Annotated in this window: 34 protein-coding genes; 1 reads left to right on the top strand and 33 read right to left on the bottom strand. The window is 67.5% G+C overall.

Annotated elements, in window-relative coordinates; all coding sequences use genetic code 11:
• Nucleotides 1-62 precede the first annotated feature (62 nt).
• The 31 genes from rpsM to ACH4F2_RS03975 form a co-directional block, all read right to left on the bottom strand.
• Nucleotides 63-443 carry a 30S ribosomal protein S13 gene (gene rpsM / locus ACH4F2_RS04125; RefSeq protein WP_398131105.1) on the bottom strand — a complete coding sequence of 127 codons (381 nt, stop codon included), beginning with the start codon at nt 441-443 and terminating at the stop codon, nt 63-65.
• A gap of 189 nt (nt 444-632) precedes the next feature.
• A complete protein-coding gene (gene rpmJ / locus ACH4F2_RS04120; RefSeq protein ID WP_003974245.1) occupies nt 633-746 on the bottom strand; it encodes a 50S ribosomal protein L36 in 114 nt (37 codons plus the stop codon).
• A gap of 174 nt (nt 747-920) precedes the next feature.
• Nucleotides 921-1,142: a translation initiation factor IF-1 gene (gene infA, locus ACH4F2_RS04115; protein WP_004927214.1), complete on the bottom strand. Its 222-nt coding sequence runs from the start codon at nt 1,140-1,142 to the stop codon at nt 921-923.
• Between the two features lie 251 nt (nt 1,143-1,393).
• Nucleotides 1,394-2,230 (bottom strand): type I methionyl aminopeptidase, encoded by an 837-nt coding sequence (gene map, locus ACH4F2_RS04110; protein ID WP_398131104.1) that lies wholly within the window; start codon nt 2,228-2,230, stop codon nt 1,394-1,396.
• A 130-nt stretch (nt 2,231-2,360) separates the two neighbouring features.
• On the bottom strand, nt 2,361-3,014 hold the full coding sequence (locus tag ACH4F2_RS04105; protein ID WP_398131103.1) for an adenylate kinase: 654 nt from the start codon (nt 3,012-3,014) through the stop codon (nt 2,361-2,363).
• Nucleotides 3,014-4,327, bottom strand: a complete 1,314-nt coding sequence (gene secY / locus ACH4F2_RS04100; RefSeq protein ID WP_398131102.1) for a preprotein translocase subunit SecY — start codon at nt 4,325-4,327, stop codon at nt 3,014-3,016. The genes ACH4F2_RS04105 and secY overlap by 1 nt, the downstream gene beginning before the upstream one ends.
• Before the next feature lie 242 nt (nt 4,328-4,569).
• Complete coding sequence (gene rplO, locus ACH4F2_RS04095) at nt 4,570-5,025, bottom strand: 50S ribosomal protein L15 (RefSeq protein ID WP_398131101.1); 456 nt, start codon at nt 5,023-5,025, stop codon at nt 4,570-4,572.
• A 2-nt stretch (nt 5,026-5,027) separates the two neighbouring features.
• The gene (gene rpmD, locus ACH4F2_RS04090; RefSeq protein ID WP_003974250.1) at nt 5,028-5,210 is read right to left on the bottom strand and encodes a 50S ribosomal protein L30; all 183 of its coding nucleotides are present in this window, start codon (nt 5,208-5,210) and stop codon (nt 5,028-5,030) included.
• A gap of 2 nt (nt 5,211-5,212) precedes the next feature.
• The gene (gene rpsE, locus ACH4F2_RS04085; RefSeq protein WP_004927232.1) at nt 5,213-5,818 is read right to left on the bottom strand and encodes a 30S ribosomal protein S5; all 606 of its coding nucleotides are present in this window, start codon (nt 5,816-5,818) and stop codon (nt 5,213-5,215) included.
• Between the two features lie 43 nt (nt 5,819-5,861).
• Entirely contained in the window at nt 5,862-6,245 is a 384-nt protein-coding gene (rplR, locus tag ACH4F2_RS04080; protein WP_217143309.1) for a 50S ribosomal protein L18, read from the bottom strand.
• A gap of 3 nt (nt 6,246-6,248) precedes the next feature.
• A complete protein-coding gene (gene rplF, locus ACH4F2_RS04075; protein ID WP_003974253.1) occupies nt 6,249-6,788 on the bottom strand; it encodes a 50S ribosomal protein L6 in 540 nt (179 codons plus the stop codon).
• A 24-nt stretch (nt 6,789-6,812) separates the two neighbouring features.
• The gene (gene rpsH, locus ACH4F2_RS04070) at nt 6,813-7,211 is read right to left on the bottom strand and encodes a 30S ribosomal protein S8 (protein WP_026248232.1); all 399 of its coding nucleotides are present in this window, start codon (nt 7,209-7,211) and stop codon (nt 6,813-6,815) included.
• Nucleotides 7,212-7,420: 209 nt separating this feature from the next.
• A complete protein-coding gene (locus tag ACH4F2_RS04065) occupies nt 7,421-7,606 on the bottom strand; it encodes a type Z 30S ribosomal protein S14 (RefSeq protein ID WP_003948630.1) in 186 nt (61 codons plus the stop codon).
• A gap of 5 nt (nt 7,607-7,611) precedes the next feature.
• On the bottom strand, nt 7,612-8,169 hold the full coding sequence (rplE, locus tag ACH4F2_RS04060; RefSeq protein ID WP_003974255.1) for a 50S ribosomal protein L5: 558 nt from the start codon (nt 8,167-8,169) through the stop codon (nt 7,612-7,614).
• Complete coding sequence (rplX, locus tag ACH4F2_RS04055) at nt 8,169-8,492, bottom strand: 50S ribosomal protein L24 (protein WP_003974256.1); 324 nt, start codon at nt 8,490-8,492, stop codon at nt 8,169-8,171. The genes rplE and rplX overlap by 1 nt, the downstream gene beginning before the upstream one ends.
• Before the next feature lie 2 nt (nt 8,493-8,494).
• The gene (gene rplN / locus ACH4F2_RS04050) at nt 8,495-8,863 is read right to left on the bottom strand and encodes a 50S ribosomal protein L14 (protein ID WP_003974257.1); all 369 of its coding nucleotides are present in this window, start codon (nt 8,861-8,863) and stop codon (nt 8,495-8,497) included.
• A 103-nt stretch (nt 8,864-8,966) separates the two neighbouring features.
• On the bottom strand, nt 8,967-9,254 hold the full coding sequence (gene rpsQ, locus ACH4F2_RS04045; RefSeq protein WP_398131100.1) for a 30S ribosomal protein S17: 288 nt from the start codon (nt 9,252-9,254) through the stop codon (nt 8,967-8,969).
• Nucleotides 9,254-9,478 carry a 50S ribosomal protein L29 gene (gene rpmC, locus ACH4F2_RS04040; protein WP_003998824.1) on the bottom strand — a complete coding sequence of 75 codons (225 nt, stop codon included), beginning with the start codon at nt 9,476-9,478 and terminating at the stop codon, nt 9,254-9,256. The genes rpsQ and rpmC overlap by 1 nt, the downstream gene beginning before the upstream one ends.
• Nucleotides 9,478-9,897 (bottom strand): 50S ribosomal protein L16, encoded by a 420-nt coding sequence (gene rplP, locus ACH4F2_RS04035; protein ID WP_004927269.1) that lies wholly within the window; start codon nt 9,895-9,897, stop codon nt 9,478-9,480. Before rplP ends, rpmC begins: the two co-directional genes overlap by 1 nt.
• A 5-nt stretch (nt 9,898-9,902) precedes the next feature.
• Entirely contained in the window at nt 9,903-10,742 is an 840-nt protein-coding gene (gene rpsC, locus ACH4F2_RS04030; protein ID WP_053135626.1) for a 30S ribosomal protein S3, read from the bottom strand.
• Entirely contained in the window at nt 10,742-11,089 is a 348-nt protein-coding gene (gene rplV, locus ACH4F2_RS04025; RefSeq protein ID WP_003974262.1) for a 50S ribosomal protein L22, read from the bottom strand. The genes rpsC and rplV overlap by 1 nt, the downstream gene beginning before the upstream one ends.
• Nucleotides 11,090-11,133: 44 nt before the next feature.
• On the bottom strand, nt 11,134-11,415 hold the full coding sequence (rpsS, locus tag ACH4F2_RS04020) for a 30S ribosomal protein S19 (protein WP_003948639.1): 282 nt from the start codon (nt 11,413-11,415) through the stop codon (nt 11,134-11,136).
• A gap of 12 nt (nt 11,416-11,427) precedes the next feature.
• On the bottom strand, nt 11,428-12,264 hold the full coding sequence (gene rplB / locus ACH4F2_RS04015; RefSeq protein WP_004927281.1) for a 50S ribosomal protein L2: 837 nt from the start codon (nt 12,262-12,264) through the stop codon (nt 11,428-11,430).
• Between the two features lie 40 nt (nt 12,265-12,304).
• Complete coding sequence (gene rplW / locus ACH4F2_RS04010; protein ID WP_007443985.1) at nt 12,305-12,724, bottom strand: 50S ribosomal protein L23; 420 nt, start codon at nt 12,722-12,724, stop codon at nt 12,305-12,307.
• Nucleotides 12,724-13,380, bottom strand: a complete 657-nt coding sequence (rplD, locus tag ACH4F2_RS04005; protein ID WP_053135621.1) for a 50S ribosomal protein L4 — start codon at nt 13,378-13,380, stop codon at nt 12,724-12,726. The genes rplW and rplD overlap by 1 nt, the downstream gene beginning before the upstream one ends.
• A 7-nt stretch (nt 13,381-13,387) precedes the next feature.
• A complete protein-coding gene (rplC, locus tag ACH4F2_RS04000) occupies nt 13,388-14,032 on the bottom strand; it encodes a 50S ribosomal protein L3 (protein ID WP_053135618.1) in 645 nt (214 codons plus the stop codon).
• A gap of 17 nt (nt 14,033-14,049) precedes the next feature.
• Nucleotides 14,050-14,358: a 30S ribosomal protein S10 gene (gene rpsJ / locus ACH4F2_RS03995; protein ID WP_003948644.1), complete on the bottom strand. Its 309-nt coding sequence runs from the start codon at nt 14,356-14,358 to the stop codon at nt 14,050-14,052.
• Nucleotides 14,359-14,831: 473 nt separating this feature from the next.
• Nucleotides 14,832-16,088 (bottom strand): acyltransferase family protein, encoded by a 1,257-nt coding sequence (locus ACH4F2_RS03990; RefSeq protein ID WP_398131099.1) that lies wholly within the window; start codon nt 16,086-16,088, stop codon nt 14,832-14,834.
• 96 nt (nt 16,089-16,184) lie between these two features.
• Nucleotides 16,185-17,543, bottom strand: a complete 1,359-nt coding sequence (gene gdhA, locus ACH4F2_RS03985) for an NADP-specific glutamate dehydrogenase (protein WP_398131098.1) — start codon at nt 17,541-17,543, stop codon at nt 16,185-16,187.
• A 299-nt stretch (nt 17,544-17,842) separates the two neighbouring features.
• On the bottom strand, nt 17,843-18,052 hold the full coding sequence (locus ACH4F2_RS03980) for a 4-oxalocrotonate tautomerase family protein (RefSeq protein ID WP_398131097.1): 210 nt from the start codon (nt 18,050-18,052) through the stop codon (nt 17,843-17,845).
• Nucleotides 18,053-18,151: 99 nt separating this feature from the next.
• Nucleotides 18,152-18,937 (bottom strand): SDR family oxidoreductase, encoded by a 786-nt coding sequence (locus tag ACH4F2_RS03975; RefSeq protein WP_398131096.1) that lies wholly within the window; start codon nt 18,935-18,937, stop codon nt 18,152-18,154.
• Nucleotides 18,938-19,014: 77 nt separating this feature from the next.
• Here ACH4F2_RS03975 and ACH4F2_RS03970 point away from each other — a divergent pair, with 77 nt between their 5' ends.
• The gene (locus ACH4F2_RS03970; RefSeq protein ID WP_398131095.1) at nt 19,015-19,929 is read left to right on the top strand and encodes a helix-turn-helix transcriptional regulator; all 915 of its coding nucleotides are present in this window, start codon (nt 19,015-19,017) and stop codon (nt 19,927-19,929) included.
• On the opposite strand, the gene ACH4F2_RS03965 is transcribed toward ACH4F2_RS03970, so the two are convergent.
• Both ACH4F2_RS03965 and ACH4F2_RS03960 read right to left on the bottom strand, forming a co-directional pair.
• Nucleotides 19,880-20,089, bottom strand: a complete 210-nt coding sequence (locus ACH4F2_RS03965) for a DUF397 domain-containing protein (RefSeq protein WP_398131094.1) — start codon at nt 20,087-20,089, stop codon at nt 19,880-19,882. The two genes, ACH4F2_RS03970 and ACH4F2_RS03965, sit on opposite strands and share 50 nt — an antisense overlap.
• Nucleotides 20,086-20,961 carry a helix-turn-helix domain-containing protein gene (locus ACH4F2_RS03960; protein WP_398131093.1) on the bottom strand — a complete coding sequence of 292 codons (876 nt, stop codon included), beginning with the start codon at nt 20,959-20,961 and terminating at the stop codon, nt 20,086-20,088. Before ACH4F2_RS03960 ends, ACH4F2_RS03965 begins: the two co-directional genes overlap by 4 nt.
• Between the last annotated feature and the right edge of the window lie 81 nt (nt 20,962-21,042).

The following is a 21,042-nucleotide window of genomic DNA, read 5'->3' as shown; positions in this document are numbered from 1 at the left end:
CTCCTACAGGGGAGGTGGTCGGTCCTACAGCGAAGACCGCTGGACGGCGAGTCCGCTGTGGACTACTTCTTGCCCGGCTTCTTCTTACCGGCGATGGCGCGACGCGGGCCCTTGCGGGTGCGGGCGTTGGTGCTGGTGCGCTGACCGCGGACGGGCAGGCCGCGGCGGTGCCGCAGACCCTGGTACGTGCCGATCTCGACCTTGCGGCGGATGTCGGCCTGAACCTCGCGACGGAGGTCACCCTCGGTCTTGATGTTGTTGTCGACGTACTCGCGGATCGCGACGAGCTGCTCCTCGGTGAGGTCACGAACACGGGTGTTCGGGTCCACGTCGGTGGCAGCCAGCGTCTGCTGCGAGAGAGTCCGGCCGATGCCGAACACGTAGGTGAGGGCGATCTCGACGCGCTTTTCGCGCGGGATGTCAACACCGGAAACGCGTGCCATTCAATGGCTCCTGGTGATCTTCGGAGGTCTTCCACAGGACCGGTTCCCGCGCCGCCGTGTCAGGTACGGATCGGGTCCCCGGCCTCCGAGCCGGGGGTGTCGGACGCCTGGGCGCCCGGGTCCTGCGTATGAACATATTCAGCTCGCGTCGCGCGAAGTCCTGCGAATCGCGGAGGGAACGGTCGTACGTCAGCCCTGGCGCTGCTTGTGGCGCGGGTTGTCGCAGATGACCATGACCCGGCCGTGACGGCGGATCACCCTGCACTTGTCGCAGATCTTCTTGACGCTCGGCTTGACCTTCATTGAGTGAAGTTCTCCGGGCTCAGTGCCCCCGCGCCATACGGTGCCGGGGCAGGGGAAAGATCTACTTGTACCGTTGGAGAAGCTCCCCTGGATCGCTCCGGGGAGATTGACAGGACGGACCTGTCCATCGACGACCCTCCCGGCCGCCGGGGCGGGTACGGGACCCGCCCAGGCTCACTTGTACCGGTAGACGATCCGGCCACGCGTCAGGTCGTACGGAGACAGCTCCACCACGACCCGGTCGTCAGGGAGGATGCGGATGTAGTGCATACGCATCTTGCCGCTGATGTGGGCCAGGACCTGGTGGCCGTTCTGGAGCTCGACCCTGAACATCGCGTTCGGAAGAGACTCGACGACAGTGCCCTCGATCTCGATGGCACCTTGCTTCTTGGCCACGCTTCGCCCTTCGAATCGACTACCTTGATCGGTCCTCGTTCACCGCACGAGTGCATGCAGGCATGCGGGTGCACGAGATCCGACGAGTCAGTCTACGTCAGCACACCCGGAAAGGCGAAACGAGGAAGCCTGCCCCACCCGGGCGATCGTTATGCAAGCCCTCAGCCCAGCGGATCCGGCGCCGAGGGCGCCTCACAGGCTTCGAGCGGCTGCGCCGGCCTCCGGCCGGCGACCGCCGCGACCGGCGGCCCTCAGCCCAGCGGATCCGGCGCCGCCGTGATACCCAGCTCGGCCAGCTTCGCCTTGCCCCCGTCGGGGGCGGTCAGGACCAGCGGGCCCTGTTCCGTGAGGGCCACGGAGTGCTCCCAGTGGGAGGACCAGGTGCCGTCGGTGGTGATGACCGTCCAGTCGTCCTGGAGGACCTCGGTGCGCGGGGTGCCGAGGGACACCATCGGCTCGATGGCGAGGCAGAAGCCGGGGACCAGCTTGGGGCCCTTGCCGCGCCGGCGGTCCACGTAGTTCAGCAGGTGCGGGTCCATGTGCATCTCGGTGCCGATGCCGTGGCCGCCGTAGTCCTCGATGATCCCGTACTTGCCGCCGCCGGGCTTCGGCTGGCGGCGGATGTAGGTCTCCACGGCCCGCGAGATGTCGACGAGGCGGTTGCCCTGCTTCATGGCCGCGATGCCCGCCCACATCGACTCCTCGGTCACCCGGGAGAGCTCGACCAGTTCCGGGGAGTGACCGGAGCCGACGAAGGCCGTGTACGCGGCGTCTCCGTGCCAGCCGTCGATGATCGCGCCGCAGTCGATGGAGATGACGTCGCCGTCCTTGAGGACCACGTCGTCGGACGGGATGCCGTGGACGACGACCTCGTTCACCGACGTGCAGATGGTCGCCGGGAAGCCGCCGTAGCCGAGGAAGTTCGGCTTGGCGTTGTGCTCGGTGAGCACCTTGCGGGCGACCTGGTCCAGGTCCTTGGTCGTGGCGCCGGGCACGGCGGCCTCGCGCGTGGCCGCGTGGATGGCGGCGACGACCAGCCCCGCCTCACGCATCTTGGCGATCTGCTCGGGGCTCTTGATCTGCACCATGGGGACTGCGGCCTTTCTGGACCGGAAGGGACGTGGATCGCTTCCAACGATACGGGGCGGGGAGGGCCCCACCCCACAGCTCAGCCGCGGCCCCTGAGCAAGGGACCGCGGCTGCAGCCGGGGCTGAGGACTACTTGTCGCGCTTGAGCGCCTCCAGCGCACGGCCGGTGACCTCGTCCACCGGTCCCGTCGCGGCGATGGTGACGACCAGGCCCTGCGCCTTGTAGTAGTCGATGATCGGCTCGGTCTGCGTGTGGTAGACCTCGAGCCGCTTGCGGACCGTCTCCTCGGAGTCGTCGCCACGCTGGTACAGCTCGCCGCCGCAGACGTCGCAGACGCCTTCCTTCTTCGGCGGCGAGTACGTCACGTGGAAGACGTGCGCCGAGTTGCTGCGGCAGACGCGCCGGCCGGCGATCCGCTTGACGACCTCGTCCTCCGGCGCCTCCAGGTCCAGCACCGCGTCGAGCTTCATGTCCTCGGTCTCGAGCAGCTCGTCCAGCGCCTCGGCCTGGGAGACGTTCCGCGGGAAGCCGTCCAGCAGGAAGCCGCCCTCGGCGTCGGGCTGCTCCATGCGGTCCTTCGCCATGGCGATGGTGACCTCGTCCGGTACGAGGTTGCCGGCGTCGATGTACGACTTGGCGAGCTTGCCGAGGTCGGTCTGCTGACTGATGTTCGCGCGGAACAGGTCACCCGTGGAGATGTGCGGAATGTGCAGCGTCTCGGCAAGGCGGGTGGCCTGCGTTCCCTTACCGGCACCCGGCGGCCCGACGAGGACGATTCGCATCAGCGGAGGAACCCTTCGTAATTGCGCTGCTGGAGCTGGCTCTCGATCTGCTTCACCGTCTCAAGACCCACACCCACGATGATCAGGATGCTGGTCCCGCCGAACGGGAAGTTCTGGTTTGCCCCGAAACCGGCCAACGCCATTGTCGGTACGAGAGAGATCAGGCCCAGATACAGCGAACCCGGCCAGGTGATCCGGTTGAGTACGTAGCTCAGATACTCAGCGGTCGGTCGGCCAGCCCGGATGCCCGGGATGAACCCACCATACTTCTTCATGTTGTCCGCGACTTCCTCGGGGTTGAACGAGATCGCCACGTAGAAGAAGGCGAAGAACACGATCAGAAGGAAGTACAGAACGACGTGCGGCGCGGCCTCCGGATCGGCCAGGTTCTTCTGGATCCAGGTGGCCCAGCCCGCGGTCGAGCCGGAGAACTGGACGATCAGCGCCGGGATGTAGAGCAGCGACGAGGCGAAGATGACGGGGATGATGCCCGCCTGGTTCACCTTGAGCGGGATGTACGTCGAGGTACCGCCGTAGGAACGCCGGCCGATCATGCGCTTCGCGTACTGCACCGGAATGCGGCGCTGGGCCTGCTCGACGAAGACCACCAGGCCGACCATGACGAAGCCGACGAGCATGACGGTGCCGAACTCGATCCAGCCGTCGGCCAGGGTGCCCTCCTGCTTGATGGCCCACAGGGCGGAGGGGAAGGTCGCGGCGATCGAGATGAACATCAGGATCGACATGCCGTTGCCGATGCCGCGGTCGGTGATCAGCTCGCCGAGCCACATGACGGCGGCCGTACCTGCGGTCATGGTGATCACCATGACGATGGTGGTGAAGATCGCCTGGTCCGGCACGATCTGACCGGCGACGGTGCAGCCGGAGAAGAGGGCGCCGCTGCGGGCGGTGGCCACCAGGCCGGTGCCCTGGAGGATCGCGAGCGCGATGGTCAGGTAGCGGGTGTACTGCGTGATCTTCGCCGTACCCGCCTGGCCCTCCTTCTTCAGGGCTTCCAGGCGCGGGATCACCACGGTCAGCAGCTGCAGAATGATGCTCGCCGTGATGTACGGCATGATGCCGAGCGCGAAGACCGTGATCTGCAGCAGGGCGCCGCCGCTGAACATGTTCACCAGACCGAAAATGCCCTGGTTGCCGGACGCCTGGTCCACGCACTCCTGGACGTTCTTGTAATCGACGCCTGGGATGGGGATGTGGGTACCGAGCCGGTACACCACGATGATGCCGAGCGTGAAGAGCAGCTTCTTGCGCAGGTCGGGCGTCTTGAACGCCCGGGCGAACGCGGTGAGCACGGTGCCTCCTGCGACCCCCGCGCTACTGCGTCAAGGGTGACGGTCTTGAGGATTCGACTGACGACTAAGTAAGTAACGGTCAACTGCCGCCCAGGGTGCCCCATGTGACGCACCCGTGAAAGAGGGCAGCGCAGGCCACCTTACCGGCGGGAGTACTTTCCTTGGAACGACCAACCGGGGATACCCCTTTTGTGGGGCATCCCCGGTCGGGATCGCTCATGTCATCGAGACGTCTGAAAGGCTCAGACGAGCTCGGTGACGGTACCGCCGGCGGCGGTGATCTTCTCCTTGGCGGAGCCGGAGACGGCGTCGACCGTCACCTGCAGCGCCACGGAGACCTCGCCCTGGCCGAGGACCTTGACGAGGCTGTTCTTGCGAACGGCACCCTTGGCCACCAGACCCTCGACGGTGACCTCGCCACCCTCGGGGTAGAGCGCGGCCAGCTTCTCGAGGTTCACGACCTGGAACTCGGTCTTGAACGGGTTCTTGAAGCCCTTCAGCTTCGGAAGACGCATGTGGAGGGGCATCTGGCCACCCTCGAAGCGCTCCGGAACCTGGTAACGGGCCTTCGTACCCTTGGTACCACGGCCTGCCGTCTTACCCTTCGACGCCTCACCACGACCCACACGGGTCTTGGCGGTCTTGGCGCCCGGGGCGGGACGGAGGTTGTGGATCTTGAGCGGGTTCTGCTCACCCATGATCAGTCGACCTCCTCGACCGTCACGAGGTGGCGGACGGTGTGCACCATGCCGCGGAACTCGGGGCGGTCCTCCTTGACGACCTGCGTGTTGATGCCCTTGAGACCAAGGGAACGCAGGGTGTCACGGTGGTTCTGCTTGCTGCCGATGTAGGACTTGACCTGCGTAATCTTGAGCTGCGCCATGATTACGCACCCGCCCCGGCACGCGCACGGAGAAGAGCCGCGGGGGCGACGTCCTCGAGCGGCAGACCACGGCGAGCCGCGATCTCCTCGGGACGCTGCAGGCCCTTGAGGGCCTCCACGGTCGCGTGCACGATGTTGATCTGGTTGTCGGAGCCCAGGGACTTCGACAGCACGTCGTGGATACCGGCGCACTCGAGCACGGCGCGCACCGGACCACCGGCGATAACGCCGGTACCCGGGGACGCGGGCTTGAGCAGCACGACGCCGGCAGCCTTCTCACCCTGGATGGGGTGCGGGATGGTGCCCTGGATGCGGGGGACCTTGAAGAAGTGCTTCTTGGCCTCCTCTACACCCTTGGCGATGGCGGCCGGCACCTCCTTGGCCTTGCCGTATCCGACACCCACGGTGCCGTCACCGTCGCCCACCACGACCAGCGCGGTGAAGCTGAAGCGACGACCACCCTTCACAACCTTGGCGACACGGTTGATCGCGACGACGCGCTCAACGTAAGCGGTCTTCTCGGCGGCAGCTGCGCCGCCGTCACGGCCCTTCCGGTCCCGCCGCTCGCCGCCACCGGCACCGCCACCGCGGCGCTGGGGTCCAGCCATTGGAATTACCTCTCTCTGTTTCCGCTAGCGATACGGAACCGGGTCAGAACTTCAGACCGGCTTCGCGGGCGGCGTCCGCCAGGGCGGCGATGCGCCCGGCGTACTGGTTGCCACCGCGGTCGAAAACCACGGCCTCGACACCCGCGGCCTTGGCGCGCTCGGCGACCAGGGCGCCGACCTGCTTGGCCTGAGCGGACTTGTCGGCCTCGCCGCCACGGATCGAGGTGTCCAGGGTGGACGCCGACGCAAGGGTGTGACCCTTGAGGTCGTCGATCACCTGGGCCACGATGTGGCGGTTCGAGCGGGTAACGACCAGACGGGGACGCTCCGCCGTACCGGCGATCCGCTTGCGGATCCGGATGTGACGGCGCTTGATCGCGGCGCGCTTGTAGGCGTCGCCCTTCAGGATCTTCTGTCCGTATGCCATGGCTTACTTACCCGCCTTTCCGACCTTGCGGCGGATGACTTCGCCCTCGTACTTGACGCCCTTGGCCTTGTACGGGTCGGGCTTGCGCAGCTTGCGGATGTTGGCCGCAACCTCGCCGACCTTCTGCTTGTCGATGCCCTCGACCGAGAAGTGGGTCGGGTTCTCCACCTTGAAGGTGATGCCCTCGGGGGCCTCGACCAGGATCGGGTGGCTGTAGCCGAGGGAGAACTCCAGGTTCGAACCCTTGGCGAGCACGCGGTAACCGACACCGCTGATCTCGAGCTTCTTCACGTAACCCTGGGTCACGCCGGTGATCATGTTCGCCACCAGCGTGCGGGACAGGCCGTGCAGGGCCTTGCTCTGACGCTCGTCGTTGGGGCGGGTGACGTTCAGAACGCCGTCCTCACCCTTGGCGATGTCGATCGGCGCCACGACGGTGTGAGTCAGCGAACCCTTGGGGCCCTTGACCGAGACCGTACGGCCGTCGATGGTGACGTCCACGCCGGCGGGAACCGCGATGGGGAGCTTGCCGATGCGCGACATAGCTGTTTCCTCCGTTCCCTTCCGTTACCAGACGTAGGCGAGAACTTCTCCGCCTACGCCCTTCTTGCCGGCCTGCTTGTCGGTGAGGAGCCCGTGCGACGTGGAGATGATCGCCACGCCGAGGCCACCCAGCACCTTGGGCAGGTTGGTGGACTTCGCGTACACCCGGAGACCGGGCTTGGAGATCCGCTTGATGCCCGCGATGGAGCGCTCACGGTTCGGGCCGAACTTCAGCTCGAGGACGAGGTTCTTGCCGACCTCGGCGTCCTCGGTCTTCCAGCCCGTGATGAAGCCCTCCTGCTGGAGGATCTCCGCGATGTGAGACTTGATCTTGGACGCCGGCATCGTCACGGAGTCGTGGTACGCCGAGTTCGCGTTCCGCAGACGCGTAAGCATGTCTGCGATCGGATCAGTCATGGTCATGAATTGGCCTTCGGCCTCTCTCGCCGGGGTTTCCTGGTGCGCCATCCCTCTCCCCGATCCGAGACGGGACGGGTGCGGCGCGGTGGACCTACGGCGTAGTAAGTCGTACGGGCGGCAGACGCCCAACCCCACAAGCCTAAGGCATGCGAGGGCGGGCCCCTGCCGACCCAGATGCTTACCGAGAGTCTGAATAACCCGGAATTACCGGATTACCAGGAGCTCTTGGTCACGCCCGGCAGCTCGCCACGGTGAGCCATCTCACGAAGGCACACGCGGCACAGGCCGAACTTGCGGTACACGGAGTGCGGGCGGCCACAGCGCTGGCAGCGGGTGTAGCCACGCACACCGAACTTGGGCTTGCGAGCAGCCTTAGCGATCAGAGCCTTCTTCGCCATCTCGCTCACGCCTCCTTGAAGGGGAAGCCGAGGTGACGAAGGAGCGCGCGGCCCTCAGCGTCGTTGGTCGCCGTGGTCACCACGGTGATGTCCATACCCCGGGTGCGGTCGATCTTGTCCTGGTCGATCTCGTGGAACATGACCTGCTCCGTGAGACCGAAGGTGTAGTTGCCACGGCCGTCGAACTGCTTGGGGGACAGGCCGCGGAAGTCGCGGATGCGCGGCAGCGCGAGCGACAGGGTGCGGTCCAGGAACTCCCACATGCGGTCGCCACGGAGCGTGACGTGGGCACCGATCGGCTGGCCCTCACGCAGCTTGAACTGCGCGATGGACTTGCGGGCCTTGGTGACGGCCGGCTTCTGACCGGTGATCGTGGTGAGGTCGCGGATGGCGCCCTCGATCAGCTTGGAGTCGCGGGCGGCGTCGCCCACACCCATGTTGACCACGATCTTGACGAGGCCGGGGATCTGCATGACGTTCTCGTAGGAGAACTCCTCACGCAGCTTGCCCGCGATCTCCTCGCGGTACTTCGTCTTCAGACGCGGAGTGGTGGTGGTAGCCATCAGATGTCCTCACCCGTCCGCTTGGCAACGCGAACCTTGTTGCCCTCGTCGTCGAAGCGGTAACCGACGCGCGTGACGACCTTGTTGCCGTCCTTCTCCACGACCAGCTGGACGTTGGAGACGTGGATCGGGGCCTCGGTGGTCACGATGCCGCCGGCCTGCGAACCGCGAGCGGTCGGCCCGGCCTTGGTGTGCTTCTTGACCCGGTTGACACCCTCGACCAGGACGCGGTCCTCGCGGGGGAAGGCCGCGATGACCTTGCCCTGCTTGCCCTTGTCCTTACCGGTGATGACCTGAACCAGGTCGCCCTTCTTGATCTTCATGCTCACAGCACCTCCGGCGCGAGGGAGATGATCTTCATGAACTTCTTCTCGCGCAGCTCACGGCCGACGGGGCCGAAGATACGGGTGCCGCGGGGGTCGCCGTCGTTCTTCAGAATGACGGCGGCGTTCTCGTCGAAGCGGATGTACGAGCCATCCGGACGGCGACGCTCCTTGACGGTGCGAACGATGACCGCCTTGACGACGTCACCCTTCTTCACGTTGCCACCGGGGATCGCGTCCTTGACGGTGGCGACGATGACGTCACCGATACCCGCGTAGCGGCGACCGGAGCCACCGAGCACACGGATGGTGAGAATTTCCTTCGCACCCGTGTTGTCGGCGACGCGCAGTCGCGACTCCTGCTGGATCACGTCTATCTCCTGTTTGTCTGCCGGTTCCCGGCAGGGGCCTCAGTACGAGGACCCCTGCCGAGCCTGGCGGAACTGACCTGCGTGGGTTTGCCCCGCAGGAGGTTTACTTGGCCTTCTCGAGGACCTCGACGACGCGCCAGCGCTTCGTCGAGGACAGCGGCCGGGTCTCCATGAGGAGGACGCGGTCACCGACACCCGCGGCGTTCTGCTCGTCGTGAGCCTTGAGCTTGTTGGTACGGCGGATGACCTTGCCGTACAGCGCGTGGGTCACGCGGTCCTCGACGGCGACGACGACGGTCTTGTCCATCTTGTCGCTGACGACCAGACCCTGGCGGGTCTTGCGGAAGCCGCGGCCGGCCTTCGTCTCTTCAGTCACGTTGCTCTCGCTCATCAGGCGCTCTCCACCGTCTCGATGCCCAGCTCGCGCTCACGCATCAGGGTGTAGATCCGCGCGATGTCCTTGCGGACGGCCTTGAGCCGACCGTGGTTCTCGAGCTGGCCCGTCGCCGCCTGGAAGCGGAGGTTGAACAGCTCTTCCTTGGCTTCGCGGAGCTTCGCCAGAAGCTCCTCGTCACCCAGTTCGCGCAGCTCGGACGCCTTGGTACCGGCCGACATCACGCTTCACCTGCCTCGCGCTTGACGATCCGGCACTTCATCGGCAGCTTGTGGGCCGCACGAGTCAGCGCCTCACGGGCGATCTTCTCGTTGGGGTAGGACAGCTCGAACATGACCCGGCCCGGGTGCACGTTCGCGATCCACCACTCGGGGGAACCCTTACCGGAACCCATGCGGGTCTCGGCCGGCTTCTTCGTGAGCGGGCGGTCCGGGTAGATGTTGATCCAGACCTTGCCGCCACGCTTGATGTGGCGGGTCATCGCGATACGGGCCGCCTCGATCTGGCGGTTGGTCACGTACGCCGGCGTGAGGGCCTGGATGCCGTACTCGCCGAACGCAACCGTCGTACCGCCCTTGGCCTGACCACGGCGCTTCGGGTGGTGCTGCTTGCGGTGCTTGACCCTACGGGGGATCAGCATTTCGGTCAGGCCTCCGTTCCGGTGCTCTCAGCCGGAGCGGCAGCGGCGGCGGGAGCGTCGGCCTTGGGGGCCTCGGCAGCCGGCGCGGACTGCTGCTGCGGCTTGCGACCGCGACCGCCACGCTCGCCACCGCGGCCACCACGGGCCGGGCGGTCGTTGCCACCACGGGCCGGGCGGTTGCCGGCGCGGGCAGCGGCGTTCTCGGCGCGGACCTCGGCGATGTTCTTGACGTCGCCCTTGTAGATCCAGACCTTCACGCCGATGCGGCCGAAGGTCGTCTTGGCCTCGAAGAAGCCGTAGTCCACGTTCGCGCGGAGCGTGTGCAGGGGCACACGGCCCTCGCGGTAGAACTCCGAGCGGGACATCTCGGCGCCACCGAGGCGGCCACCGCACTGGATCTTGATGCCCTTGGCGCCGGCCTTCATCGTGCCCTGCATGCTCTTGCGCATGGCACGACGGAAGGAGACGCGGGAGGAGAGCTGCTCGGCGACGGCCTGGGCCACCAGCTGAGCGTCCGTCTCCGGGCTCTTGACCTCGAGGATGTTCAGCTGGACCTGCTTGCCGGTCAGCTTCTCCAGGTCACCGCGGATGCGGTCGGCCTCGGCGCCGCGGCGGCCGATGACGATGCCGGGACGGGCGGTGTGGATGTCCACACGCACGCGGTCACGGGTGCGCTCGATCTCAACCTTCGAGATGCCGGCGCGCTCCATGCCGGACGTCATCATCCGACGGATGGCGACGTCTTCCTTGACGTAGTCCTTGTACAGCTTGTCGGCGTACCAGCGCGACTTGAAGTCGGTGGTGATGCCGAGCCGGAACCCGTGCGGGTTTACCTTCTGGCCCATTACCGGGTTCCTTCCTTGCTGCTGACGACCACGGTGATGTGGCTGGTCCGCTTGCGGATCCGGTAGGCGCGGCCCTGGGCGCGCGGCCGGAACCGCTTCAGGGTCGGGCCCTCGTCGACGTAGGCCTCGGAAATGAAGAGGCTGTCGGCGTCGGTGTGGTCGTAGTTGTGCGCGGCGTTGGCAATGGCGCTGTCCAGCACCTTGCCGACCGGCACGCTCGCGGCCTGCGGGGCGAAACGCAGGACCGCCTGAGCCTCCGTGGCATCCATGCCACGGATGAGGTCCACCACGCGGCGGGCCTTCATGGGCGTGACGCGGATGTACCGCGCCTGGGCCCTGGCTTCCATGGTTGTCCCTTCAGTGTTTGTCATGGTCTTTCACACCCCGCTGACTAGCGGCGCTTCGACTTCCGGTCGTCCTTGACGTGACCCCGGAAGGTGCGCGTCGGCGAGAACTCGCCGAGCTTGTGGCCGACCATGGACTCGGTGACAAACACCGGGATGTGGGTCTTGCCGTTGTGCACCGCGATCGTGTGGCCGAGCATCGCCGGGACGATCATCGAGCGACGGGACCAGGTCTTGATGACGTTCTTGGTGCCCGCTTCGTTCTGGACGTCCACCTTCTTGATCAGGTGGTCGTCGACGAAGGGCCCCTTCTTCAAGCTACGAGGCATCTCAACCCGTCCTTAGCGCTTCTTGTTCGTCTTGCGGCGGCGGACGATGTACTTGTTCGACGCCTTCTTGGGCGAACGAGTACGGCCTTCCTTCTTGCCCCAGGGGGACACCGGGTGGCGACCACCCGAGGTACGGCCTTCGCCACCACCGTGCGGGTGGTCCACCGGGTTCATGACCACACCACGCACGGTCGGGCGAACGCCCAGCCAGCGCTTACGGCCCGCCTTGCCCCAGTTGATGTTGCTCTGCTCGGCGTTGCCGACCTCGCCGACCGTGGCGCGGCAGCGCTGGTCGACCAGGCGGATCTCTCCGGACGGCATGCGCAGGTGGGCCATGGAGCCCTCCTTCGCGAGCAGCTGCACGGAGGCGCCGGCGGAGCGGGCGAACTTGGCACCGCCACCGGGACGGAGCTCGATCGCGTGGATCGTGGTACCGACCGGGATGTTGCGGAGGGCCAGGTTGTTGCCCGGCTTGATGTCGGCCCCGGGACCGTTCTCGACGCGGTCACCCTGCTGCAGGTTGCGCGGGGCGAGGATGTAGCGCTTCTCGCCGTCGGCGTAGTGCAGCAGCGCGATGCGCGCGGTGCGGTTGGGGTCGTACTCGATGTGCGCGACCTTCGCCGGCACGCCGTCCTTGTCGTGACGACGGAAGTCGATCACGCGGTAGGCGCGCTTGTGTCCGCCACCCTGGTGGCGAACGGTCACACGACCGGAGTTGTTACGGCCACCCTTGCTGTGCAGGGGGCGGACCAACGACTTCTCCGGCGTGGACCGCGTGACCTCGACGAAGTCGGCGACGCTGGAGCCACGGCGGCCCGGCGTAGTCGGCTTGTACTTGCGGATTCCCATTTCTCAGTCCTCGTCCGATTCCGGACGATCCGGACCTCCGTCAGGAGGTCGGACCGCCGAAGATGTCGATACGGTCGCCCTCGGCAAGGGTCACGATCGCGCGCTTGCTGTCGGCACGCTTGCCGAAGCCGGTGCGGGTCCGCTTGCGCTTGCCCTGGCGGTTGATCGTGTTGACCCCGGTGACCTTGACCGAGAAGACCGCCTGGACGGCTTCCTTGATCTGGGTCTTGTTGGAGCCCGGCGCGACGATGAACGTGTACTTGTTCTCGTCGAGGAGCGCGTAGCTCTTCTCGGACACGACCGGCTTCAGCAGCACGTCACGGGGGTCCGTGAACGCCTTGCTGGCCGGGGTGACGACGGTGTTCTTGCCCTCGGCCTCGTGGCGACGCGCCTTGGCGACGCGCGCGGCCTTGGCGGCCTTGGCCGCCTTCGAGGCGATGCTCGGGTGACGCGTAGCCATCAGGCTTCGCTCCCTTCGGTGTCAGCGGCCTTGGGGCCAGACACGAAGGACTCGAAAGCGGCCTGGGTGAAGACCACGTCGTCCGAGACGAGAACGTCGTACGTGTTCAGCTGGCCCGGCTCCAGAATGTGGATCTGGGGCAGGTTGCGGGCGGACAGCCACGCGGCCTCGTCGGCGCGGTCGGCGACCAGGAGCAGGTTCTTGCGCTCCGAGATCTTGCCGAACAGCGTCCGGGCGGCCTTCGTCGACGGGCTGTCGCCCTCGATGACGCCGGAGACGACGTGGATGCGGTTGTGGCGGGCCCGGTCGGTGAGGGCGTGGCGCAGGGCCGCGGCCTTCATCTTCTTCGGGGTCCGCTGCGAGTAGTCACGCGGCTGCGGGCCGTGGACGACGCCACCGCCGGCGAACTGCGGCGCACGGGTCGAACCCTGGCGGGCGCGGCCGGTGCCCTTCTGGCGGTACGGCTTCTTGCCGCCACCACGGACCTCGCCACGACGCTTGGTCTTGTGCGTGCCCTGGCGGGCGGCGGCGTTCTGCGCGACGACGACCTGGTGGATCAGCGGGATGCTGATCTTCTCCACGCCGAAGATCTCCGCGGGGAGCTCGACGCTACCGGTCTTCTCGCCCGCAGGCGAAAGGATGTCAACAGTGCTCATCGGTACCTCAGGCCCCCTTGGCCGCGGTGCGGACCAGGACGAGGCCGCCGTTCGGACCAGGAACCGCGCCCTTGATGAGGAGCAGGCCCTTCTCCGCGTCAACGGCGTGAACGGTCAGGTTCTGGGTGGTGACCCGCTCGTTGCCCATGCGACCCGCCATGCGCATGCCCTTGAAGACACGGCCGGGGGTGGCACAGCCACCGATGGATCCGGGCATGCGGTGCACACGGTGGGCACCGTGCGACGCCTTGCCACCCTTGAAGTTGTGGCGCTTCATGACGCCGGCGAAGCCCTTGCCCTTGCTCTTCGCGGTGACGTCGACCTTCACGCCGGACTCGAAGGTCTCAGCGGTGATCTCCTGGCCGAGGGTGTACTCGCTGGCACCAGCGGTACGGATCTCGACGAGGTGGCGGCGGGGGGTGACGTCGGCCTTGGCGAAGTGGCCCTTGAGGGGCTTGTTCACCTTGCGCGGGTCGATCTCGCCGAACGCGATCTGGACGGACTCGTAGCCGTCGACGTCGTTCGTGCGGACCTGGGTGACGACGTTGGGGCCGGCCTTGACGACGGTGACCGGAACAACACGGTTGTTCTCGTCCCACACCTGCGTCATGCCGAGCTTCTCGCCCAGGATGCCCTTGATCTGCTTGGTCATCTTCAGATCACCGGCCCTTAGAGCTTGATCTCGATGTCGACACCGGCCGGGAGGTCGAGTCGCATCAGAGAGTCAACGGTCTTGGGGGTCGGGTCGAGGATGTCGATCAGGCGCTTGTGCGTGCGCATCTCGAAGTGCTCGCGCGAGTCCTTGTACTTGTGCGGCGACTTGATGACGCAGTACACGTTCTTCTCAGTGGGCAGCGGCACCGGGCCCGCGACCGACGCACCAGTGCGAGTCACCGTCTCGACGATCTTCTTCGCCGAAGAGTCGATGACCTCGTGGTCGTAGGCCTTGAGCCGGATGCGGATCTTCTGTCCCGCCATGGCTACTCAGTAGTCCTGTCTCTCGAAACGCTCTGGACCCGGTGGTCCCTTGTCATTCCACTCCCCCTCCGACCCACGCGGTCGGGCGTGTCGCGCTCTCGCTGACATGAATGTCCCTTGCGGGACTTCCCTGCAGTGGGAGTCGCGGGCCCTTCCGGAACCGCAGGCCGGGGGCGAGAGGCCCACCGGGTGCCTGGTCTGCACCCCGCTGACGCTTCCCGGAAGATTCCCGTACGTCCGCCCCTGCACCTTTCGGTGCAATGCGTGGGACGACGAGTACTGTGGGACTCGCTTCCGGTCCTCCCGGCGGGAGACGCGCAGCATCGGCACTCGACCGAGCAACCCCGTTAGTCTGCCATACGGGGCAGGGGGCTGGCCAATCGAAGTGGATGACTGTACCCCACGTCACCGAGGGGTACACATCGCGGCGTCTCCGAGGGGTCGCACTGCGGCGCATTGGCGGGCACTCCGGGTCATCGCCGGCCGCCCGCGTCGCACATCCGTGCGAAGGACGTGTCCAGCCCCTTCTTCAGCAGCCGTGACACCGGCCGTTCCACGAAGCGGTGAATGAGCCAGCTCAGGAGCAGGAAGCCCGTGATGATCAGGGCGATCAGCAGTCTGGCGTCCATCGTGTCGCGGAGGCGGCCGATGAGGGCCGTGCCGGCCGCGTAGTGGATCAGGTAGAGCGGGTAGGTCATGGCACCGGCCGTGACCAGCCACTTCCAGCGGATGCGGTCCGTGTGGCCGAGTGCGACGGCGACCATGAAGAGCAGGAAGACGGTGAAGACGACCACGCTTCCCCGCCAGCCGGAGACGCGCTCGACCTCCTCGATCCGGTTGCCCAGTTCCATCTGGCCCATCAGCCACGCCATGGCGAGGATGCCCCACAGGAGCAGGTCCTGGCCGAAGCGGTGCATGAGGTAGAGGGCGAGGCCGGCGATGAAGTACCAGGCGCCGTCCGGGTTGGCGGCCAGTTCCAGCAGGTGGAGGTCGGCGACCGGGGCGAGCATGGCGGCCGCGCCCCACACGCAGCAGAAGACCACGACCCTGCGGTACGTCAGGCCCATGGCGACGACGACCAGGAAGAGCAGGTAGAAGCGGAGTTCGGACCAGAGGGTCCAGTAGACGCCGTCGACGTTGGGTACGGCGGAGCCGGACTGGAGCATGGTCAGGTTGAGGAGGACCTCGCGCAGGCGGAGGCGCTCCCACACACCCGGTACGGCGATCAGTACGGCCGTGGTGAACACGACCGCGAACCAGTACGCCGGGTAGAGCCTGATCACGCGGGAGACGAAGAACTGGCGCGGGGTACGGCCCCAGCACGACATGCAGATCACGAAGCCGCTGATCACGAAGAAGATCTCGACGCCGATCCAGCCGTAGGAGGCGACGCGGAACACCGTGGGCATGATCTCGGACACCGGGCGGTCCCAGATCAGGTTGCCGGGGCGGTCGGCGCGCCAGGTGCCGGCGTAGTGGTGTGCGGCCACCATCAGCGCGGCGAGCAGGCGGATGCCGTCGATGACGTACAGCCGGCCGCCCGCACGCTTTCCGCCGGTGCCCTCTCCGCCCGCCTGCTTCCCGTCCGGCGCGGCCGGCCGACGCTCACGGGCGACGGCCGGTGACGGTCCCCGGCCCGGCAGGACCACGGCGAGCGGCGGGAGCGGTTGCTTCGGCCGTCCCTCCGCCCGCTCGGGCACCGATGTCTCACTGTCCGCTGCGCGCACCATCCGAACAGACAAGAACAGCGACCACGGGAGCGGTAGGGGTTCGGGTAAACCCCCGCACCCCCTCCTCGCCGTGTTGGCGGGGCGTTCTCCTCGGGTTCAGATGACGCCCTGGGCCAGCATCGCGTCGGCGACGCGTTCGAAGCCCGCGATGTTCGCGCCCGTGACGTAGTCGCCGGGGGCGCCGTAGCGCTCGGCGGTCTCGTGGCAGGTGGTGTGGATGTCGTTCATGATGTGGGTCAGCTCCTCCTCGACCCGCGTCGCCGTCCAGGACGTACGGGCGTGGTTCTGCGCCATTTCCAGGGCGCTGACCGCGACGCCGCCCGCGTTGGCCGCCTTGCCGGGGCCGAAGGCGACGCCGGAGCGCTGGAGGAGGTGGACGGCCTCGGGCGTGGCCGGCATGTTCGCGCCCTCCGAGACCGCCTTCACGCCGTTGCGGATGAGCGTGGCGGCGTCGTTCTCGTCCAGCTCGTTCTGCGTGGCGGACGGGAGCGCGATGTCGGCCGGGACGTCCCAGACACTGCCGCCGGGCACGAAGCGGGCCGAGGCGCCGCGCCGCTCGGCGTACGTGTCGACCCGGCCGCGCTCGACCTCCTTGATCTGCTTCAGCAGGTCGAGGTCGATGCCCTTCTCGTCGACGACGTAGCCGGAGGAGTCCGAGCAGGTCACAGCGTTCGCACCGAGGGCGGCGAGCTTCTCGATCGTGTAGATCGCGACGTTGCCGGAGCCGGACACGACCGCCGTCTGACCCTCCAGGTCCTCCCCGCGCTCGCGCAGCATCGCCGCCGCGAAGAGCACGTTGCCGTACCCGGTGGCCTCCGGGCGGATCAGCGAGCCGCCCCAGCCCTGGCCCTTGCCGGTGAGGACGCCGGCCTCCCAGCGGTTGGTGATCCGGCGGTACTGGCCGAACAGGTAGCCGATCTCCCGGCCGCCGACGCCGATGTCGCCCGCGGGGACGTCGGTGTGCTCGCCGATGTGCCGGTACAGCTCCGTCATGAACGACTGGCAGAACCGCATGACCTCCGCGTCGCTGCGGCCGTGCGGGTCGAAGTCGCTGCCGCCCTTGCCGCCGCCGATGCCGAGGCCGGTCAGCGCGTTCTTGAAGATCTGCTCGAAGCCCAGGAACTTGATGACGCCCAGGTTGACGGAGGGGTGGAAGCGCAGGCCGCCCTTGTAGGGGCCCAGCGCGCTGTTGAACTCGACGCGGAAGCCCCGGTTGACGTGGATCCGGCCCCGGTCGTCCTGCCACGGCACCCGGAACATGACCTGCCGCTCCGGCTCGACCAGCCGCTCGACGAGGCCGGGCTCGGCGTACTCGGGGCGGGCCTCGAGCACCGGCGCGAGCGTCTCCAGCACCTCGTGGGCGGCCTGGTGGAACTCCGGCTGGGCCGGGTTGCGGTGTTCGATCTCGGTGAGCAGGTTGTCGAGCGCGGTCCTGGTCTCGCTTCGCGTCGTCACGGGGGGCCTTTCTGGCACGGCGGGCACCGGAGACCCGGGACGAGGGCCGGGGGTACGGGCGCACAGGACGCACTGGGTGTACGCGGGTGCACGGAGCCGTACGGGGCCGTCGTCCGGGTCGGTCCGGTGATGGGCGCTCGGCGCCGTTGCCGCGCGCGGGACACTTGAGTGTTACGCGCATGTAAACATCCTGGCCAGTGCCCTGCGCAGGGCGTGACCACTATGTGAGACCGATCATTCTCATACCGGATGTTTACGGATGTCCCGGACGAAGGCTACCGGAGCGGTCCGCGAAGCGGTCAAACGTCACCGTTGAGCATGGCGGCGGTGAGGACGGCACCGCCGACGCCCCAGCCGCCGTCGTTGACCTCGTCGACCAGTACGACGGTGTTGGAGCGGGCCCGCTCACCGTAGATCTCCGCGTACAGGTCGGTGGTGCGCTCAACGATCTTCTTCTTGTCCTCGGCGGTGATGGTGCCCGCGGGGACCTTGAAGTGGGCGAAAGGCATGACTGACTCCTTGGGTAGGGCTGGTGGTCTTGGGGCTGGTGGTCTCGGGGCTGTTGGTCTCGGGGCTGTTGGTCTTGGGGCTGAGGTTCGGCCGTGCCGTCAGACCATGCCGCCGTTGGCCCGCAGGATCTGGCCGTTCACCCAGCGCCCCTGCGGGCCGGCGAGGAAGGCGACCACACCGGCGATGTCCTCCGGCGTGCCCAGCCGTTCCAGGGGCGGGGTCTTGGCGAGCTGGTCGACCTGCTCGGGGGTCTTGCCTTCGAGGAACATGTCCGTGGCCGTGGGGCCGGGGGCGACGGTGTTCACGGTGATGTCCCGCCCGCGCAGCTCGCGGGCGAGGATCAGCGTCATCGACTCCACGGCACCCTTGCTCGCCGCGTACGCCCCGTAGGCGGGGAACTGCGTACCGACCACGGAGGTCGAGAACCCCACGAACGAACCGCCCGGACGCAGTCGCCGCGCCGCCTGCTGGGCGACGACGAAGGTGCCACGGATGTTGGTGCGGTGCATGGCGTCGAGCGCCGCCAGGTCGAGGTCGGCGATGGGCGACAGGGCCAGCCGCCCGGCCGAGTTCACCACCACGTCGACGCCGCCGAACTCCCGCTCCGTCCGGTCGAACAGCTCGGCGGCCTCCTTCTCGTCGGCCACGTCCGCCCGTACGGAGATCGCGCGTCCGCCGCCGGCGGTGATCGCCGCCACCGTCTCCTCGGCGGAGGCGGCGTCGCGGGCGTAGTTCACGACGACGGCCAGGCCGTCCCGGGCGAGCTTCTCGGAGACCGCCCGGCCGATGCCGCGTGATCCGCCGGTGACGACGGCGACCCGGGTGTCCGCCGGTGAGGGTGTGTGCTGATTCGTGCTCGTGTTCGTGTCCGTGGTCGGGCTCATGGGTCCACGATGGGCGGCCTTCGCCCGCGCAACCAGGGGATGTCATCCCCTGGGTCACCGGCCCGGCCCGGCGCAGAATGGATGCCATGAGCGCTGTGAAGTACGCCGAGCTGGGAGCGTTCCTGCGTTCGCGGCGCGAGCGGATCCGCCCGGGCGACGTCGGGCTTCCGGCCGGGCCCCGGCGACGGGTTCCGGGGTTGCGCCGCGAGGAGGTCGCGCAGCTCGCCGGGGCGTCGGTGGACTACTACAACGAGCTGGAGCGGGGCGCCGGTTCGCAGCCGTCCGAGCAGATGATCGCCGCGCTGGCGAGGGCGTTGCGGCTGTCCGCCGACGAGCGGGACTACCTCTACCGGCTCGCGGACCGACCGGTCCCTGTACAGGGCGGGGCCGCCTCGCACGTCCACCCCGGCATGCTCGACCTGCTCGGCCGGATGACCTCGACCCCGGCCCAGGTGATCACGGACCTGCACGTCACCCTCGTACAGAATCCGCTGGCCGTGGCGCTTGTCGGGGACCAGTCCGGTCTCCGGGGGCCCCGTGCCAGCTTCGTGCACCGGTGGTTCACCGAGCCCGACACCCGGCGCCTGCATCCCGAGGCCGACCACGAGAGCCAGTCCCGCGCCTTCGTCGCCGATCTGAGGGCCGCGGCGGCGAGGAGGGACGCGAAGGATCCGGATGTCGGCTCCATGCTCCGTACGCTGCTCGCCGTCTCCCCCGAATTCGCCACGCTGTGGGCCGACCATGACGTGGCCTTCCGGCGGGACGACCGCAAGCGGATCGTCCACCCGACGCTCGGGGTGATCGAGGTCAACTGCCTCAACCTGTTCAGCGAGGACGGGCGGCAGCGGCTGCTCTGGTTCACACCGGCGGTCGGGACGGACAGCGCGGGGCTGCTGGAGCTGCTGGCGGTGGTGGGGACGCAGGAGGTCGTCGAGCCGGAGGTCAGCCCTCCGACGCGTACGGCAGGAAGTCCGCCCAGGCGGCGGGGGTGAGGGTGAGGCGGGGGCCGTCGGTGGTCTTGGAGTCGCGGATGTGGATGGTGCCGGGGGTCAGAGCCAGTTCGACGCAGGAGTTGCCGTCGTTTCCACCGCTGTAGCTGCTCTTGAACCACGCCAGCTCGGAAGCTTCCCCGGCGATGGTCTTGCGGATCATGTTTCTCCCAGCAGTTGCTCGATGAAGGCCAGCGACTCCCCCGGCGAGAGGGCCTGAGCCCGGATGGTGCCATACCGCAGCTCAAGGATGCGCAGGTGTTTGGGCTCGCCGGTCGGTCGCCCGGCGAACGCGCCGTCTGAACGCCCCACCGCAGTACCGTCCGGGAACTTCAGCAGCTCGATCCGTCCATCCAGACCGGAGTGGGTGTCGCAGTTCATCGGCATCACCTGAAGCACGACGTTGTGCAAGCGCCCCACCTCCAGCAGGCGTCCAAGCTGCTGTCGCCAAGCCATTGTGCCCGCGATAGGACGACGCAGAACCCCCTCCTCCAGGACGAAGCTGAGGGCTGGAGCGGGCATGCGTTCGAATACCGTCTGCCGGGCCAGGCGAGCTGCCACCATGCGTTCCACATCATCCGGCGAGTAAGGCGGTTGCGCGGCCCCGATCACCGCACGCGCATGCTCCCGCGTCTGCAGCAGCCCAGGGATGATGTGGCACTCATACAGTGCGATCTCAACCGCCTGCGCCTCCAACTTCCCCAGCTCCCGCACCCTCTTCGGGTACCGGACCTTCTTCACGTCCTCCCACGTGGCAGCGATGAGCCCGCCCGCGTCCAGCACTTCGTCGGCCCTGTCCAGATACTCCTGCCGGGGAATCCGCTTCCCGCCCTCGACCTTGTAGACGAGGTCCTCCCCGTACCCGACCGCCACCCCGAAGTCGGCGGCGCGCATCCCCACCGCCTCGCGGCGCAGCTTCAGCTGCCGCCCCACCGTGGCGATGACCGCGACGCCCCACTCGTCGTCCGGGTCCACCTCCCACCCCGGCTCGTCCGCCTCGCCCTTGAGCCTGCCCGCCTCCGCCTCGACCGTCATCCCGCGCCCCTTCGTCGTACTCACCGCATTGCTCCCAGCGCCCTACCCGTACGCCCCGCCCCGACAGCACCGACAGCACTG

The organism is Streptomyces sp. NPDC017890, assembly GCF_044328675.1.
Lineage (GTDB): Bacteria > Actinomycetota > Actinomycetes > Streptomycetales > Streptomycetaceae > Streptomyces.
The sequence above is the reverse complement of the archived record's forward strand: the minus strand, read 5'-3'. Positions and strand labels throughout refer to the sequence as shown.